At 70.5% G+C, this 16623-nt stretch carries 17 protein-coding genes; 14 read left to right on the forward strand and 3 right to left on the reverse strand.

Annotated elements, in window-relative coordinates; genetic code table 11:
* The first annotated feature begins 240 nt into the window (after positions 1-240).
* The 14 genes from urtA (at position 241) to AB0D28_RS17120 (ending at position 13357) form a co-directional block, all read left to right on the forward strand.
* Positions 241-1485: an urea ABC transporter substrate-binding protein gene (gene urtA, locus AB0D28_RS17055; RefSeq protein ID WP_357386664.1), complete on the forward strand. Its 1245-nt coding sequence runs from the start codon at positions 241-243 to the stop codon at positions 1483-1485.
* A 77-nt stretch (positions 1486-1562) separates the two neighbouring features.
* Positions 1563-2450 (forward strand): urea ABC transporter permease subunit UrtB, encoded by an 888-nt coding sequence (urtB, locus tag AB0D28_RS17060; protein ID WP_357386666.1) that lies wholly within the window; start codon positions 1563-1565, stop codon positions 2448-2450.
* A complete protein-coding gene (gene urtC, locus AB0D28_RS17065) occupies positions 2447-3577 on the forward strand; it encodes an urea ABC transporter permease subunit UrtC (protein WP_357386668.1) in 1131 nt (376 codons plus the stop codon). Before urtB ends, urtC begins: the two co-directional genes overlap by 4 nt.
* Complete coding sequence (urtD, locus tag AB0D28_RS17070) at positions 3574-4350, forward strand: urea ABC transporter ATP-binding protein UrtD (RefSeq protein ID WP_357386670.1); 777 nt, start codon at positions 3574-3576, stop codon at positions 4348-4350. The genes urtC and urtD overlap by 4 nt, the downstream gene beginning before the upstream one ends.
* A complete protein-coding gene (gene urtE, locus AB0D28_RS17075; RefSeq protein ID WP_357386672.1) occupies positions 4347-5042 on the forward strand; it encodes an urea ABC transporter ATP-binding subunit UrtE in 696 nt (231 codons plus the stop codon). Before urtD ends, urtE begins: the two co-directional genes overlap by 4 nt.
* A 182-nt stretch (positions 5043-5224) precedes the next feature.
* The gene (locus AB0D28_RS17080) at positions 5225-6292 is read left to right on the forward strand and encodes a lytic polysaccharide monooxygenase (protein ID WP_357386674.1); all 1068 of its coding nucleotides are present in this window, start codon (positions 5225-5227) and stop codon (positions 6290-6292) included.
* Between the two features lie 91 nt (positions 6293-6383).
* Entirely contained in the window at positions 6384-6965 is a 582-nt protein-coding gene (locus tag AB0D28_RS17085) for a hypothetical protein (RefSeq protein ID WP_357386676.1), read from the forward strand.
* 111 nt (positions 6966-7076) lie between these two features.
* Positions 7077-7376 carry a DUF2277 domain-containing protein gene (locus AB0D28_RS17090; protein WP_357386678.1) on the forward strand — a complete coding sequence of 100 codons (300 nt, stop codon included), beginning with the start codon at positions 7077-7079 and terminating at the stop codon, positions 7374-7376.
* A gap of 567 nt (positions 7377-7943) precedes the next feature.
* On the forward strand, positions 7944-9407 hold the full coding sequence (locus tag AB0D28_RS17095) for an AMP-binding protein (RefSeq protein ID WP_357386679.1): 1464 nt from the start codon (positions 7944-7946) through the stop codon (positions 9405-9407).
* Positions 9404-9664, forward strand: coding sequence for a phosphopantetheine-binding protein (locus AB0D28_RS17100; protein ID WP_357386681.1), 261 nt, complete (start codon positions 9404-9406; stop codon positions 9662-9664). The genes AB0D28_RS17095 and AB0D28_RS17100 overlap by 4 nt, the downstream gene beginning before the upstream one ends.
* A gap of 20 nt (positions 9665-9684) precedes the next feature.
* A complete protein-coding gene (locus AB0D28_RS17105; protein ID WP_357386683.1) occupies positions 9685-10062 on the forward strand; it encodes an ectoine synthase in 378 nt (125 codons plus the stop codon).
* 8 nt (positions 10063-10070) lie between these two features.
* On the forward strand, positions 10071-11252 hold the full coding sequence (locus tag AB0D28_RS17110) for an acyl-CoA dehydrogenase family protein (RefSeq protein ID WP_357386685.1): 1182 nt from the start codon (positions 10071-10073) through the stop codon (positions 11250-11252).
* Positions 11249-11962, forward strand: coding sequence for a transglutaminase domain-containing protein (locus AB0D28_RS17115; RefSeq protein ID WP_357386687.1), 714 nt, complete (start codon positions 11249-11251; stop codon positions 11960-11962). The genes AB0D28_RS17110 and AB0D28_RS17115 overlap by 4 nt, the downstream gene beginning before the upstream one ends.
* A 240-nt stretch (positions 11963-12202) precedes the next feature.
* Positions 12203-13357 carry an aminotransferase class I/II-fold pyridoxal phosphate-dependent enzyme gene (locus AB0D28_RS17120; RefSeq protein ID WP_357386689.1) on the forward strand — a complete coding sequence of 385 codons (1155 nt, stop codon included), beginning with the start codon at positions 12203-12205 and terminating at the stop codon, positions 13355-13357.
* A gap of 66 nt (positions 13358-13423) precedes the next feature.
* Here AB0D28_RS17120 and AB0D28_RS17125 read toward each other — a convergent pair whose 3' ends face one another.
* From AB0D28_RS17125 to AB0D28_RS17135, 3 genes are all read right to left on the reverse strand, one after another.
* Positions 13424-14212 (reverse strand): methyltransferase domain-containing protein, encoded by a 789-nt coding sequence (locus AB0D28_RS17125; RefSeq protein WP_357386691.1) that lies wholly within the window; start codon positions 14210-14212, stop codon positions 13424-13426.
* Between the two features lie 126 nt (positions 14213-14338).
* On the reverse strand, positions 14339-15571 hold the full coding sequence (locus AB0D28_RS17130; RefSeq protein ID WP_357386693.1) for an MFS transporter: 1233 nt from the start codon (positions 15569-15571) through the stop codon (positions 14339-14341).
* Positions 15568-16599, reverse strand: coding sequence for a GNAT family N-acetyltransferase (locus AB0D28_RS17135; protein ID WP_357386695.1), 1032 nt, complete (start codon positions 16597-16599; stop codon positions 15568-15570). Before AB0D28_RS17135 ends, AB0D28_RS17130 begins: the two co-directional genes overlap by 4 nt.
* Between the last annotated feature and the right edge of the window lie 24 nt (positions 16600-16623).

The raw sequence follows: 16623 nt of genomic DNA on the forward strand, positions 1-16623 counted from the left end.
CTGACACCGTTTCCCGTGGGGCGGTGTCAGCCGTTCTCGCACGCGTTCTCTCCGGGTGCCCGGGAAACAGTCAATTAAGGACTGGGAAACCTCCGCGCAATCATGCCGGTCAACGCTTTGCGTGCCCGTATCCGATGCGATGACCACAGGCGACGTCCACCCGTCGACCTCGGCATCGCCAACTCCACCGGACCGCACCGACCGTCCTTTCGCTACTTGAGTGCACCGCAGGGAGACTAGATGCCACTTCTTCGGGGCCGCCGCATCCTGGCGGGTGCCATGACCCTCGTCGCCGCGGCGGCCATGACCGCGTGCGGCAGCAAGACCAGTGACGCGGGCGGCGCGGCCGGCGTCACCGCCGACGTCTCCGGCGACACCGTCAAGGTGGGCCTGCTCAACTCGCTCTCCGGCACCATGGCGATTAGCGAGGTCACCGTCCGCGACTCCATCATGCTCGCCGTCGAGGAGATCAACGCGGCCGGCGGCGTGCTCGGCAAGAAGATCCAGCCGGTCGGGGAGGACGGCGCCTCGGACTGGCCCACCTTCGCGGAGAAGGCCGAGAAGCTCATCTCCGAGGACCGGGTCGCAGCCGTTTTCGGCTGCTGGACGTCGGCCAGCCGCAAGGCGGTCAAGCCGGTGTTCGAGAAGAACAAGGCGCTGCTGTTCTACCCGGTGCAGTACGAGGGGCTGGAACAGTCGCCCTACATCTTCTACACGGGCGCGACGACCAACCAGCAGATCGTTCCCGGGCTCGACTATCTCAAGGCTCAGGGAACGAAATCGGTCTACCTGGTCGGCAGCGACTACGTCTTCCCGCGAACGGCGAACAAAATCATCAAGGCGTACGCGGCGGCGAACGGCATGACGGTGGTCGGCGAGGATTACGCGCCGCTCGGGTCCACCGAATTCGGCACGATCGTCAACAAGGTCAAGTCATCCGGCGCGAAGGCGGTCTTCAACACCCTGAACGGCGACAGCAACGTGGCGTTCTTCAAGGAGTACAAGTCGGCCGGGCTGACCGCCGCCGCGATGCCTGTGGTGTCGGTGTCCATCGCCGAGGAGGAGGTCAAGAGCATCGGCACCCAGTACCTGGAGGGTCAGCTGACCGCCTGGAACTACTACCAGACCACGCCCGGCACGGCGAACGGCAAGTTCGTGGCCGCGTACAAGGCGAAGTACGGCGCGGACAAGCCGACGAGCGACCCGATGGAGGCCGCCTACGTCAGCGTCTACCTGTGGAAGGCGATGGTCGAGAAGGCCGGCGCGTTCGACGTCGAGAAGGTCCGCGGCGCCTCCGACGGAATCACCTTCGACGCGCCGGAGGGCCTGGTCACCGTCGACGGCAAGACCCAGCACATCGCCAAGACCGCCCGCATCGGCAAGGTCGGCGCGGACGGCCTGATCAGCGAGGTGTGGAACTCCGGCAAGCCGATCGCGCCGGACCCGTACCTCAAGACCTATCCGTGGGCGAGCGGCCTGAGCTGACGACGCCGGCCCCGGGCGGGCACCGCGACGCCGCGCCCCGCCCGGGTCCCTCGACCAGCAGTACGGGAGTACCCACCGTGACAGTCCTCTTCGGTCAACTCTTCACCGGCATCAGCATCGGCGCGGTGCTGCTGCTCATCGCGCTCGGGCTGGCGCTGACCTTCGGCCAGATGAACGTCATCAACATGGCGCACGGCGAGTTCATCATGGCCGGCGCCTACACCACGTACGTGCTGCAACAGAGCATCACCGGCGCCGGCCTGTCGCTGCTGGTCGCGCTGCCGGTGGCGTTCGCGGTCGCCGGCACGATGGGGGTGCTGCTGGAGATCCTGCTGATCCGCCGGCTCTACGCCCGTCCGCTGGACACCCTGCTGGTCACCTGGGGCGTGTCCCTGATGCTGCAACAGCTCGCCCGGGACATCTTCGGCAGTCCGAACGTGCAGACCCGCGCGCCGGACCTGCTCACCGGCAACGTGGCGGTGCCCGGCGGGCTGACGGTCGCCAACAACCGGCTGTTCATCCTGGCCCTGGCCCTGGCCGCGGTCGCCGCCCTCACCCTGGCGCTGCGGCTCACCCCGCTCGGGCGTCGGATCCGCGCGGTGGTGCAGAACCGCGACCTCGCCGCGGTGTCCGGCGTCCCCACCGCCCGGGTCGACCGGACGACCTTCTTCCTCGGCTCGGGCCTGGCCGGGCTCGCCGGGGTGGCGCTCACCCTTCTCGGCCCGATCGGCCCGACCATGGGCACCAACCTGATCATCGACGCCTTCCTGGTCGTCGTGGTCGGCGGGATCGGTCAGCTGAAGGGCAGCGTGATCGTCGCCTTCGCCCTCGGGGTCCTCCAGGCCACCGGGGAGTACCTCACGACCCTCAGCGTCGCCAAGGTGATCGTCTTCGTGGCGATCGTCGCGTTCCTCCAGTGGCGGCCACAGGGCCTGTTCACCCTGCGGACCAGGAGCCTCGCATGACCGCCGTGACACCCGCGCCGCCGAGCACCGCCGGCGCACCGGCCCCGGCCGGCATCGCGCCTCCGAGCCGGCCGGGTGGCCGGTCCCGGCTGCGTGCGGCGGCGGGGTTCGCGTTCGGCGCGGCGCTGCTGTTCGCCGTCGCGCCGCTGGCGCTGTCGGACTTCCGGCTGGCCCTGCTCGCCAAGTACCTCTGCGTCGCCATGGTGGCCGTCGGCATCGGCATCGCCTGGGGGCGCGGCGGCATGCTCACCCTCGGCCAGGGCGTCTTCTTCGGCCTGGGCGGCTACGCGATGGCCATGCACCTCAAGCTCGCCGACGCGGGTCCCGGTGGGATGCCCGACTTCATGCAGCTGTACGGGCAGCTCGACGAACTGCCAGTCTGGTGGCGGCCGTTCGCCAGCCCGTGGTTCGCGCTGCCGGCCACGGTTCTGCTGCCGATGGCAGTCGCCTTCGGGCTCGGCTCACTGGTGTTCCGCCGCCGGGTGCGGGGCGCGTACTTCGCGATCCTCAGCCAGGCTCTCGCCGCCGCCATGGTGATCCTGCTGATCGGCCAGCAGGGGACCACTGGTGGCACCAACGGGCTCACCGACATCCAGGGCTTCTTCGGCTACGACCTGGACGACCCGGTCAACCAGCGGATGGTCTACTTCATCATCGCCGGCGTCCTGCTCGCGCTGCTCGCGCTGGCCCGCCAGCTCATCCACAGCCGCTACGGGGAACTGCTCGTGGCGGTACGTGACAGCGAGGAGCGGGTCCGTTTCCTCGGCTACGACCCGGCGTCGGTCAAGCTCGTCGCGTACGTGGTGGCGGCGGGTATGGCGGGCCTCGCCGGGGCACTGTTCGTGCCGGCGGTGGGCATCATCTCGCCCGCCCTCATCGGCATCGTCCCGTCGATCGAGTTCGTCATCGGTGTGGCGGTGGGCGGCCGGGCCACGCTGCTCGGGCCGGTGCTCGGCGCGGTGGCGGTCGCCTGGGCGCGTACCGCCCTGTCCGAACGTTTCCCGGGCACCTGGACGTACCTGCAGGGTCTGCTCTTCGTGGTGGTGGTGGCGTTCCTTCCCGGCGGCCTGGCGTCGCTGTGGGCGCTGGCCCGCCGCCGCGCCGAGCGGGCGGAGGCGCACCGATGAGCGACGACCGGCTGGACGGGCTGTCCGTCCGTGACGTGCGGGTCAGCTTCGACGGCTTCACCGCCGTCGAGGGCGTCTCGCTGGAGGTTCCCGCCGGTGACATCCGGTTCCTGATCGGGCCGAACGGCGCCGGCAAGACCACAGTGGTCGACGCGATCACCGGTCTGGTGCGGGCCACCGGCTCGGTGCGCTTCGGCGACCAGGAGCTGCTGGGTCGCCCGGTGCACCGGATCAGCCGGCTCGGCATCGGCCGGACGTTCCAGACGTCGACGATCTTCGAGGAGCTGTCGGTCGTGCAGAACCTCGACATCGCTGCGGGCGCCCGCCGCGGCTGGGCCACCCTGGCCCGGCGTCGGCGGGGGATCCCCGACGAGGTGGCGGCCGCGCTGGAGACCATCGGGTTGACCGGCCGCGCCGACCAGCTCGCCGGCACGCTCGCGCACGGCCAGAAACAGTGGTTGGAGATCGGCATGCTGCTGGTGCAGGACGCGCGGCTGCTGTTGCTCGACGAGCCGGTCGCCGGGATGAGCCACGAGGAGCGCGACGCCACGGGCGCCCTGCTGGAGACGGTGAGCCGGGATCGCACGGTGGTGGTGATCGAGCACGACATGGACTTCCTGCGTCGCTTCGCGCGCAGCGTCACAGTGCTGCACGCGGGGAGGGTGCTCAGCGAGGGCACTGTGGCGCAGGTCCAGGCGGACCCGCGCGTGCAGGAGGTCTACCTCGGCCACCCGGTCGATGCCGGGTCGGTCCCCAGCGGTCTGGAGGCATGATGCTGACCCTGCGTGGGGTGCACGCCGGATACGGGCGTTCCCGGGTGCTGCACGGCGTGGACCTCGCCGTCCCGCCCGACGGGGTGGCCGCGGTGCTCGGGCACAACGGCGCCGGCAAGAGCACCCTGTTGCGGGTCGCGGCAGGCCTGCTGCGCCCGACCGCCGGCACCGTCGAGCTGGACGGCGAGGACGTCACCCGTCTCGCGCCGCACGAGCGGGTGGCGCGCGGCATGGCGTACGTCCCGCAGGGCCAGCAGTGCTTCCCGCACCTGACGGCGGCGGAGAACCTGCGCCTCGTCGCCGACGGCCGGCGCGACGGCGCGGAGGCGACAGCGGAGGTGCTGGACCTGTTCCCGGCGCTGCGTCCGCTGCTGCGGCGGCGCGCCGGGCTGCTCTCCGGTGGTCAGCGTCAGCAACTCGCCATCGCCCGCGCGTTGATCACCCGGCCGCGGCTGCTCATGCTCGACGAGCCGACCGAGGGCATCCAGCCGTCGGTGGTCGCCGAGATCCAGGAGCGGATCGTCGAGCTGACCCGGCAGTCCGGCTTCAGCGCGCTGCTCGTCGAGCAGCACCTCGGGTTCGCGCTGCGGGTGGCGAACCGCTACCACGTCCTCGAATCCGGCCGGGTCACCTCGCACGGCGACGGGGGAGTGACGGCGGAGCGGGAGGTGCGCGCGGCCCTCGCGGTCTGACCGATACGTCGGTATCGATTTACATTGACGGCTGTCTTTACTAAGATCGTGGCTGGGAGTCGCCAAGCGCTGCTGGGCAGCAGTGCCGTCCACCTGGTGGGCGGCTTGAATCGATCGGCGTCCTTCTCCGGGGTGGGCACCCAGCGAGGGCCACTGGGCGTCGGCGCATCCACTGGAGCATCATGAGAATCTCACGGACAGCACGCCGTCTGGGACTGGCCGCGGTCGCAGTTCTCGTCGCCTCGTTCACGATGGTCGTGGTCAACCAGGCCGGTCCGGCCTCGGCGCACGGATCGGTCACCAACCCGCCGTCACGCAACTACGGATGTTACGAGCGCTGGGGTGCCGACCACCTCAACCCCACGATGGCGCAGACCGACCCGATGTGCTGGCAGGCGTGGCAGGCCAACCCGAACACGATGTGGAACTGGAACGGCCTGTACCGCGAGAACGTCGGCGGTAATCACCAGGCCGCGGTGCCGGACGGGCAGCTGTGCAGCGGTGGTCGCACCCAGAACGGCCTGTACGCCTCGCTCGACGCGGTCGGCGCGTGGACCGCGAAGCCGATGCCGAACAACTTCACGCTGACGCTGACCGACGGTGCCAAGCACGGTGCCGACTACATGTTGATCTACATCACCAAGCAGGGTTTCGACCCGACCACTCAGCCCCTCACCTGGAACAGCCTCGAACTGGTGCTGCGCACCGGCAGCTACCCGACCACCGGGCTCTACGAGGCGCAGGTGAACGCGGGCAACCGCACCGGGCGGCACGTCGTCTACACCATCTGGCAGGCGTCCCACCTCGACCAGCCGTACTACCTCTGCAGTGACGTGATCTTCGGTGGCGGCGGCAACCCGCCGCCGACGACCCCGCCGCCCACCACGCCGCCGCCCACCACCCCGCCGCCGACGACTCCGCCGCCCACGACCCCGCCGCCGGCCGGGAACGGTGCCTGCACCGCCACCTTCCGCAAGACGAACGAGTGGTCCGGTGGATTCGGCGCCGAAGTCACCGTCCGGGCCGGCAACGCCGCCATCTCCGGATGGACGGTGGCGTGGACGTGGCCCAACGGCCAGAGCATCACCAACTCCTGGAACGCGACGGTCACGTCGAGCGGCTCGTCGGTCTCCGCGTCGAACGTCGCCTACAACGGCTCCCTGAGCGCCAACGCCACCACCAGCTTCGGCTTCAACGCCTCCTGGAACGGCACCAACTCCACACCCAACCTCACCTGCACCGCTCGGTAACAGCGTCTGCGGTGGGGTGGCGCGTGCCGCACCACCCCACCGCCGGCGCCCTCCGCCACCATCAGGAACCGCGACGAGGTGAGGAACGAGCATGATTTCCCGGGTGAGCGTCAGCGGCTGGTACCGAAGCCGCTTCGTGTGGATCGAGGTGTGCCTGCTGGCCGCGTCGCTCGGCGCGGCCGCCGTGGTCACCTCGACCACCCCGAAGACGGACCCGGCAGTTCTCCGCCAGGAGATCCTGACCCGGATGCGTACGACCCTCGAACAGGCGGACCCGGCACAGCACCAGCACGCCGGGCACACCCCACAGGTGCCAACCGGAGAGCAGGCCGTGCCGGCGGTCGTCTGCGGAGTCCATGTCTACGGCCACGAGCCCACCGGGGCCGCCACGTTGGCCGACGTCCAGACGGTCTACGGCTTCCACCTCTGCGGCGTCGCCGAACAGAAGCGCCATTGGGACGGGGCGGTCAAACTCGTCGGCCCGGTGATCATGGACATGACCACCCGGCCTCCCGGCATCAAGGTGGTCGAGGCGACCGCCGGCGTCAGGTTCGTCGACCGGCTACGGGAGATGTTCCCCGACAAGTACGAGGAACTGGCACTCAGGGAGGCGTTACCCGAATCGGAGATGGCTGACCTGCGGCGCCGGTACGACGCCGCCGCCGGCCTCTGACCACGCCGACCGGCCGGCTGGGGCGGCACGCGGCGGCCAACGCGCGACGTACGCGCTCGGTGAGCGGAGCGAAGCCTGCCGATTGTCGCCCCGGCCTGGCATGGTGGAGGCATGTGCCGGAACATTCGCGTGCTTCACAACTTCGAACCACCCGCGACCGACGACGAGATCGAAGCCGCTGCCCTTCAGTATGTTCGCAAGGTCAGCGGCGCGACTCGGCCGTCGGCGGCAAACGAGGAGGCGTTCGCCGAGGCGGTCCGCGTCGTGGCGGAGGCCACCCGGACCCTTCTCGACAGCCTCGTGACGAAGGCGCCGCCCCGCGACCGGGAGATCGAGGCCGCCAAGGCGAAGGCGCGCGCGGCCGAGCGCTACGGGCGTCGAGAGGATGATGGTCCCGCCCTGGCCGGATGACCGCCTTCGTGGTGCGGCACGGGGCCGAGCCGATGATGTCCGCGCAGCGCGACCGACGTGCTGCTTCGTGGTCGCGTGTCCGTCGTCGCTGCCGCGCGGTCTCGTCGTGGCCTCGCGGGCTTCGTGACCGATGAGGAATATCTGACCCGGCCGGGTACCTACCGTGGCGTCGCGCCGTCCGCCCGGCGAGTGGGGAGCCGGCGACGAGCGGCGGGGCGGCTCCTCGGTGTCTGTCCTGGGTCGGCGTTCGCGGCCGTTCGTGCACGCGCATCGCGGTCCGCGCCGTCGTACCCCGCGCCGTCGTGCCCCGCGCCGTCGTGCCCCGCGTAGCGCGGGTGACTCCGTGCCGCCCCGGCCCGGTCAGCCGACCCGGCGCCGTGTCCCCGGGCACGGATCCCATCGATGTCAAGAAATACCAGCATGTCGCGCCGATGTCGGGCGGCTCGTCGGCGCACCCGCGGCCCTGCGCATTTTGGAAGATGCACATCTGCCCGGCGGACTCGAAGATCGGTGCGTCGGGTCGGTCGGGGGGAGATTGCCGGTCGGCACATGCGAGAGGGGGAAGCGGTGTCGAACGGTTCCATCGCGTCCCGCATCCACGAGCAGGCTGAGCGGACGCCCACGGCGACGGCGTTGCGCTGGCGGGACCGGCTGGTCAGCTACGCCGAGTTGGTCGAGCTGGCCGCGAAGGCGTCCGCCCATCTGGCCGGCGTGCCGACGGGCGAGGCTCCGGTGGCGGTGCGCGCCACCAAGTCGCCGGAGTCGGTGGCGGCGGTGCTGGCCTGTCTCGCCGCCGGGCAGCCGGTGCTGCTGCTCTCCAGCGACCTGGGTGCGCAGGTCTTCGACGCGCTCGTCGAGCGGGCGGGGTGCGCCGCGGTCCTCGCGGTCGACGACGGGGGCCTGCGGGTCCGGCCGGTCCCGGTCGCCCGGACGGCGCCCGCGCTCCCGCCGGGCACCTGTCTGCTGCTGACGACCTCCGGATCCACCGGGCTGCCCAAGATCGTCCCGCTGCCGGCCGCCGGCGTGGGCCGGTTCGTCGACTGGGCCGCCGGCCAGTTCGGCGTCACCGCGGGCACCCGGGTGCTCAACTACGCGCCACTCAACTTCGACCTCTGCCTGCTGGACGTGTGGGCCACCCTGTGCCACGGCGGCGAGGTGGTGCTGGTCGACCCGGCCCGGGCGGCCCAGCCTCGCTACCTGCTGGAGTTGTTCGCGCAGGCCGGGCCGGCTGTCGTCCAGGCGGTGCCGATGTTGTTCCGGCTGCTCACCGAGGCGGGCGACGGCAGTGCCTTCCCAGAGGTCCGGCACGTCCTGCTGACCGGCGACCACACCCCACGCCGGGTCCGTGCCGCGCTGCCGGCCGTGTTCCCCCGGGCGACCTTCCACAACGTGTACGGGTGCACCGAGACCAACGACAGCTTCCTGCACACTTTCGGCCCCGAACAGGCCGCGACGGACGACGTGCTGCCCCTGGGCCGGCCCATCCCCGGGGTGGAGGTCGCACTGCTCGACCAGGGGCAGGTGCTGACCGGCCCCGGCACGGGCGAGCTCGTGGTGGCCACGCCCTTCCAGGCCGACGCCTACCTCGGTGACGAGGCCCCGGGGGACCGGTTCTTCCGCCGGGTCACCGACCGGGGCGAGCGCACCTGGTACCGCACCGGGGATCTGGTCCACCGGGGCGCCGACGGCCGGCTCACCCTGGCCGGTCGCAACGACTTCCAGGTCAAGGTCCGCGGCGTACGGGTCAACCTCGAGGAGATCGAGCGGGTCATCCAGACCCACGACCAGGTCGTCGAGGCGGTCGTCGTCGCGTTGCCCGACCCGGCGGCCGGCACCCGGCTGTACGCCGTGGTCCGTACCGGAGGCGACGGCCCGAGTGGCCTCGCCCTGCGCACGTACTGCGCCGCCCGGCTCACCCGGGTGGCGATCCCCGAGATTTTCCGCCTGGTCACCGAACCGCTGCCGGTGGGACCCACCGGCAAGGTCGACCGCCGTCGGGTCTGTGACCACCTGATGAGGGAGCTGATATGAGCCTCGCCGACGAGATAACCCGGTACGTGGTGTCGGAGTACCTTCCGGGCACCGCTCCCGAGGAACTCGATTCCAGCTACGACCTGCTCGACACCGGTGTGGTGGACAGCCTGCGGCTGCTCCAGCTCATCGCCTGGCTCGGCGAGCACTACCGGATCCCCATGGACGACCTGGACATCTCGCCGGACAACTTCCGGTCGGTCGACGCCATGGCCGCCTTGGTCACCACCGCCCGAACCCACGCCGCCATCGGCTGACCGGACGAGGACTGAAACTGATGATCGTTCGCACGAGGGAAGAGATCGAGCCCGTGGAGTGGGGCAACGGTCTCAGCTACCGGTACCTGCTCACGACCGACAAGATGGGCTTCACTGTGTGCCACACGGTCGTACGCGCAGGGACCAAGTCGCGGCTGGAGTACCGCCGCCATCTCGAGGCATGCTTGTGCGTCGGCGGTCAGGGCTCGGTGGTGACCGCGGACGGCTCCCAGACCTGGGAGCTGCGGCCCGGGGTGCTCTACGCGTTGAACGAGCACGACGCCCACTTCCTGATCGCCGCGCCCGACACCGATCTCGAGCTGATCAGCATCTTCAACCCGCCGCTCGTCGGCACGGAGCGACACAACCTGGACTCCGTCGAATTCTCGCAGTACTGAGGCCGGGCATGCGCTGGAATGACGAACAGCGGGCTTTGCGCGACGCGGCCGAGCAGGTCGGACGGCAGGTCGGCGCGGACCATCTGGAGCGGGACGCCAGCGGCGAGTTCTCCTGGGACGGGTGGAAGCGCCTCCGCGCGACCGGGTTGTTCGGACTGCCCTTTCCCGAGGCGTACGGCGGCCTCGGCCGTGACCTGCCGACCACGATGTACGTCCTGGAAGGGCTCGGTTACGTCTGCCGCGACGCCGGGCTGACCTTCTCCGCCTGCACCCACCTGGTCAGCACCGGAGTCCCGTTGCAGCGCTTCGGCTCTCCGGCGCTGCGGGAGCGGTACCTGCCGGAGATCGCCGCCGGCACGATGATCGGCGCGCACGCGATCACCGAGCCGGCCGGCGGCTCCGACGTGACCAACATGGCCACCACCGCGACCGCGCAGGACGACCACTTCGTGCTGCGCGGCAGCAAGGCGTTCGTCAGCAACGGCCCGATCGCCGACCTGGTGGTCGTCTACGCCCGTACCGGCCGCCCCGGTAACCCGACAGCGGTCACCGCGTTCCTGGTCCGGCGGGACTCGCCCGGACTGAGCGTCGGCGGGCCGATCGGCAAGATGGGGCTGCGCACGTCCCCGCTGTCGGAGGTGTTCCTCGACGACGTGCGGGTGCCGCGCGACCATGTCGTCGGATCGGTCGGCGCGGGCCTGCTGGTGCTCGACGCGGTGATGCGGTGGGAGATCCTGTGCGGTTTCGCCGGGGTGCTGGGCGAGATGCAGCACCGCCTGGAGCGGTGCGTCGAGTACGCCCGCACCCGCGTCCAGTTCGGGGCCGCGATCGGTTCCTACCAGTCGGTGTCGAACCGGATCGTCGACATGCGCATCGACCTGGAGACCTCCCGCAAGTGGCTCTACGACACCGCCGAGCGGATGGCCGCCGGGGAGAACGTCGCCACCGATGTGGCGATCGCCAAGCTGGTCGTCAGTGAGAGCAACGTCCGGTCCGCACTCGCCGCCGTGCAGGTATTCGGCGGATACGGCTACACCACCGAGTACGGGCTGGAAAAGGACCTGCGCAACGCGGTGTCCGGAACCATCTACTCCGGTACCTCGGAGATCCAACGTCAGCGGGTGGCGGCCCTGATGGGGCTGGGTCGGACCGCCCCGGCGGCCGGCTCGACAGGGGGGCGCACGACATGAGTGACATCGACCCGGCACTGGTACGGGCCACCGAGTTCCTGGACTACGACTCGCCCGTGGTGCGCGGCTTCGTCCGAGATGCCCTCGGCGACGACGCGGGCGGCTCGGACGTCGACAAGGCGGTCCGGTTGTACTACGCCGTGCGGGACGGCATCCGCTACGAGGTGTACGGCGCGGACCTCTCCCGCCGTGGGCTCACCGCCAGCGGGGTGATCGAGCGCGGCTTCGGTTTCTGCGTACACAAGTCGATCCTGTACGCGGCGGCGCTGCGCGCGGTCGGCGTGCCGAGCCGGATCGTCTACGGCGACGTCCGCAACCACCTGGCCTCGCCCCGGCTGCGGGAACTCGTCGGCGGCGACATCTTCCGCTTCCACAGCCTGACCTCGGTCCACCTGAACGGCACCTGGGTCAAGGCGACTCCGGTGTTCAACAAGATGCTCTGCAAGCTCTACCAGATCAGGCCGCTGGACTTCGACGGGCTGTCCGACAGCCTGTACCACCCCTTCGACGAGCAGGGCCGGCAGCACATGGAGTTCCTGCTCATGCGGGGGGAGTTCGACGACGTCCCCTACGACCTCGTGGTGGAGGGCATCCGTTCGGCCCATCCGCTGCTGTTCGCCAGCTCGCACACGACGGCCGCGGGCTCGCTGGTGGCCGAGGCGACGGCGCCGGACGGCTCCCGTGCCGGGGGTGACCAGGTCCCCGCCTGAGTTCCGGTCCGGTCGGCGGATCCGCGCGGCGTTCGCGCGGATCCGCCGTTCGGCGTGCCGTCGCGCCGCTTCGTCGCGTGGTGGCCGGGGCCGGCAACGTGAGAGAAGACAACGGAAGGCCGGCCTGGCGATCATGGAAGCAGCGCCGGCCGCTGCGACGCCCGCCACGAGCCGTGCGGTCAGCTGAACCGTTCACCCTCGCTGCCGGCAGCGTCAGCTACCGGAGTTCGGAGACCAACCATGGCGAAGATCGGCAAGAGGATGCGCGGCATGCAGCAGTCCTCGATCAGGGCGATGACCGCGCGGTGCCAGGAACTCGATGCCATCAACCTCGCGCAAGGGCTGTGCCAGGTGCCGCCGCCGCCGTCGTTGCTGGTCGAGAGCGCCCGCGATTTCGGGAAGGTGGACCACTCGTACAGTCCCGCCGAGGGCCTGGGCGTCTTCCGGGACGCGGTCGCCGACCGCCTCAAGCGGCACAGCGGGCTCAGCGTGGACCCGTCCACCGAGGTCGTGACCACGATCGGCGCGACGGGCGGTCTGCTGGCGACGCTCACGGCGCTGCTGGACGCCGGTGACGGCGTGCTCGTCTTCGAGCCCTTCTACAGCTACCACCTGTCAGCGCTGAAGGTGCTGAACCTGCGCCCCGAACCGGTGCGGCTCGCCGCGCCGACGTTCGAGATCACCGAGGAGGGCCTGCGGGCCGCCATCACCGAACACACCCGCGCGATGATCGTCTGCACGCCGAACAACCCGAGCGGGCGACGGTTCACCGAGGCGGAGCTGATGATCGTCTCGGCCGTCGCCGAGGAACACGACCTGCTCGTCATCAGCGACGAGGTGTACGCGGACATCTACTTCGGTTCCGACCCGCACCTCGCCCCGGCGACCGTCGGCGGCCTCGGCGAGCGGACGCTGACGATTTCCTCGCTGTCGAAGTCGTTCAGCATCCCCGGCTGGCGGCTGGGCTACGTCTGCGGCCCGGCCCCCCTGATGAGTACGGTGCGGCTCGCCGCCGACGCGCTGGTGGGATGCGCGGCCACCCCGTTGCAGGAGTTCGGCGCGCGGGCGCTGCGGATGGGTGACGACTACTACCGCGACCTGCGTGCCACGTACGACGGCAAGCGCCGTGCCCTGGCGGCCGGCTTCACGGCCGCCGGGCTGTCGCCCAACGAGCCCGAGGGTGCCTACTACCTGCTGGTCGACTGTTCCGCCATGGGAGTGGCGAGCGGGACGGAGGCAGCCGAGGTCCTGCTGGAGAGGACCCGCATCGGCACGGTGCCCGGCGAGGCGTTCTACCTCAACCCGCCGGAGCGGCCGTACGTGCGGGTGTCCTTCTCCCTCTCGAACGACGTGATCACCGAGGTCGTCACGAGACTGGCGAACGGGGTGCTGTGACAGGGCCGGGCCGGCGGCCCCGCACGGGGCCGCCGGCCCGGGCGCTGCCGTGCGTTCCGGCCGGCCTCACCGCTTGGTGACGGCGAGCACCTGACTGTAGTAGCGGGTGAGGTGCCGGTCGTAGTAGAGGAACTCGTAGGGCACGCCCTCGTGCTGGCCGACCTCCGACCACTCGTCGCTGTCCACCAGCTCGTGCAGGTCGCTGACCCAGTTCGCCTCGTCGGTGTACTGGCTCTCGAAGGCCAGCGGGCTGGAGAGCACGAGCAGGCCGCCCGGACGCAGCAGCCGCGCCGCCGCCGACACGACCTGGCGTGGGTCCGGCACCCGGTCGACGACGTTGAGCACGCTGACGAGGTCGAAGTGGCCGGCCTCCCGGGGCACCTGTTCGGCCGGCACCGGGTAGACGGTGGCCTTGTCGTCCGGCTTCGGGATGTCCGCGGCGTCCACGAGGCGGAAGTCCGGCCGCTCGGAATCACGCGGTGGCATGGGGAACCAGCCGTCGAACGGCTCGCCGCACAGCAGGCGCCGCGCCCACACGTTGAACATGTCGGCCGGTTCCGACAGCACGCGCTCCTCGTCGCCGAAGCCGCGGCGGGCCATCTCGTACAGGAAACGGCCCGTGCCGCCACCGACGTCGAAGACCCGGGCCGGCGGCTCCGCGGACGGCCACCACTGCACCACGAGGTCGGCCGTCGCGCGGGCGAAACGCCCCGCGACCGGCGGCTCGGCCCGCGCGAGGCGGCGGTCCGGCAGGGCCTCGGGCAGGACGACGTCCCCCCAGTCGGTGTACAGGTAGCTACCGAGGAAGGCCTGCGAGGCGTAGTTCTCCATGACCTTGGGTGAAACGGTCGACACGTCACTCTCCTGGTCGGCCCGGCGATTGGTCAGGCCAATGCTGCCCGCCGGAGATCGACCAGTCATCTCCCATGTTGCTTCATGCCGGCACGATGTGATGTTCCGTCCGCGCTCCCTCGGCGCGGGTCATCGCTCCGCCCGCACCGGCTCGCCGCCGGCAGGACTCCCGACGCTCTTCTCGGACACGAAATCGCTCCGGACGACCCGAAGCAGCGCGACACCCAGTCCCGCCGCGGCGGCGACGCCGGCCATGACGAGGAAGGCGGAGATGCCGAGCTGGGTGTAGGCGAGAGCACCCAGCAGCGGGCCCACGACCATTCCGGTGTCGGACACCATTCCGAAGGCCCCGAAGGCGCGCCCGAGCAGATGCCGCGGCACGCGGTTCACCCCTTGCCGGGTCACCAGGTACAGCACCGGCTGAGCCGTCATGAACAGCAGCAGGCCGGCACCCATCGCCACCACGCCGTCGAACAGGCCGACCGCGGCGAGACCGACCGCCTCGGCGCCGAGGGCGTACGCGGCGATCACCAGCAACGGCCGGGACTCCACGAACCCGGCGCAGGTCATGGCCACGACCATGAACATCGCCAGCCCGGCCGTGTAGATCGCCGAGGTGTAGGCGACCCCGTTGCTCGTGAACGTGTCGAGGTGCAGGGGGACCACCGGTTCCAACGCCGAGAACAGCGCGTTGTTGATCAGGTCGAGCACCGCGAAGAGAGCCACCAGGAGAACCAGCGGGCGGACGGCTCCCGTGCTCCATCGCTCTGCCTCGGCGGCCGGCGGCTCGGCCTCCACCGGCTCGGTCCGGAGGCCGAGCAACAGCACTCCGCCGGCGGCGGTCACCACCGCGCCGGCCAGGAACACCCCGGTGAATCCGAGTACGGGGTGCAGCAGACCGACCACGGCGGGACCGAGCACCATGCCGGCCGTGCAGCAGCCACCGAACCAGCCCAGCACGCGGGCTGATCCGTAGCGCGAACGGGCTCCCAACGAGCTGGCCAGCTGGTAGAGCACCGGCATGGTGAGGCCCTCGGCCACACCCCAGGCGAGCCGCCAGGCCAGCACCTGCCAGCCCGCGGCGGCGAAGGCCAGACCGAGCACTGCGGCTGCCGTCAGGCTCATCCCCAGGAAACCCAGCACCTGCGGACGTGGCGTGCGGTCGACCAGGATCCCGCCGATCGGCTGCGTCAGTGCCTTGGCCACGGCGAAGCCGCTGAACGCGGCGGCGATCTCCAGGGCGGACATCTGGAACCGCCCGGTCAGCTCCGGCACCAGGGGCACCAGCATGGTGTACGCGATGTTCATCATCACCGCGGACAGCAGCAGCGCCGCGATCCCGGTCCGTCTGCCGGTGGTCATGGATGCTGCGCTAGTCCCTCGTAACCGGCCACTGTCAGCAGGCCTTCGTGCACGGTCGTCAACCGCGGGCGGTAGACGTCGACGTCCTGCGGGTCGGCCGCGTACCACAGCCCCCAGAGGTGGGTGCCCTTGAAACCGTGCTGCTTCTTGAACGTGTCGTTGCCCCGGCCGAACTCGATGACGTCCCAGCCGCGCTCCACACCCTGCGCGAGGAGTTCGTACAGCATGAACGGATAGGGGCTCACCTCGTGGTAGACGCTGGCGTCGGTGCCGGCGCCCCAGATGTAGAGCCGGCGGTCGTGCTCAAGCGACACGGACACCCCGATCGTCCGGTCCTCCCAGACGGCCCGGATCAGACTGGCGTACGGCGTGGACAGCACCGCCTCCAGGGTGGTGCTGTCGTACAGCGCCGGCCAGCCGTGCTTGACCGACGAGCCGTTCGTCAGCTCGAGAACCCGGTCGATCTGCGCCACCGCGTCAGGGCCCGTCTCCTCGACGAGTTTGACGCCCTTCTCGGTGGCCCGGCGCCAGCGGCGTCGCCAGTCGGTCCGCTTCCTCGTCTTGACCTCACCCATCACCGGGTCCGGTCCGCTGCCCGGGTTCTTGTAGTAGGCGGTGTCCAGGCGGGCGAAGACGTCGGGCGGCCGGACGGCGGCCCACTGGCGGGCCGGACCGGGTGGCAGGTTGAGCACCAGGACCCCGGCCGCACCGAGGTCTCGCGCCTGCTCGCGGGTCTCGTCGACCAGGGCGGCCACCGCCGACTCGTCACCGGCCAGATATGCCGGGCCGTAGACGGAGTAGATCGAGCCGACAGTGAGTACCGGCCGGTCCCAGACGACGCCGCTGCCGGTGTCGTTCTCGAGGCCCTGCCAGAACGGCGAGTATTCCAACAGGTAGCGCGGCGCCCGACCCGGGTGGATGACACGTCGCCGCTCGATGGTCGCCCGTGTCCACGCGTCGAGCCATTCCTGGGTGTCGAACACCGTCGGCCGGTGGGACTGCGCCTCAGAGGACGGCGTGACGGTCATGGAAACTCCTCCGTACCGCGGACA

It is taken from the genome of Micromonospora sp. NPDC048169, from assembly GCF_040652815.1.
In the GTDB taxonomy this organism is placed as follows: Bacteria; Actinomycetota; Actinomycetes; order Mycobacteriales; family Micromonosporaceae; genus Micromonospora.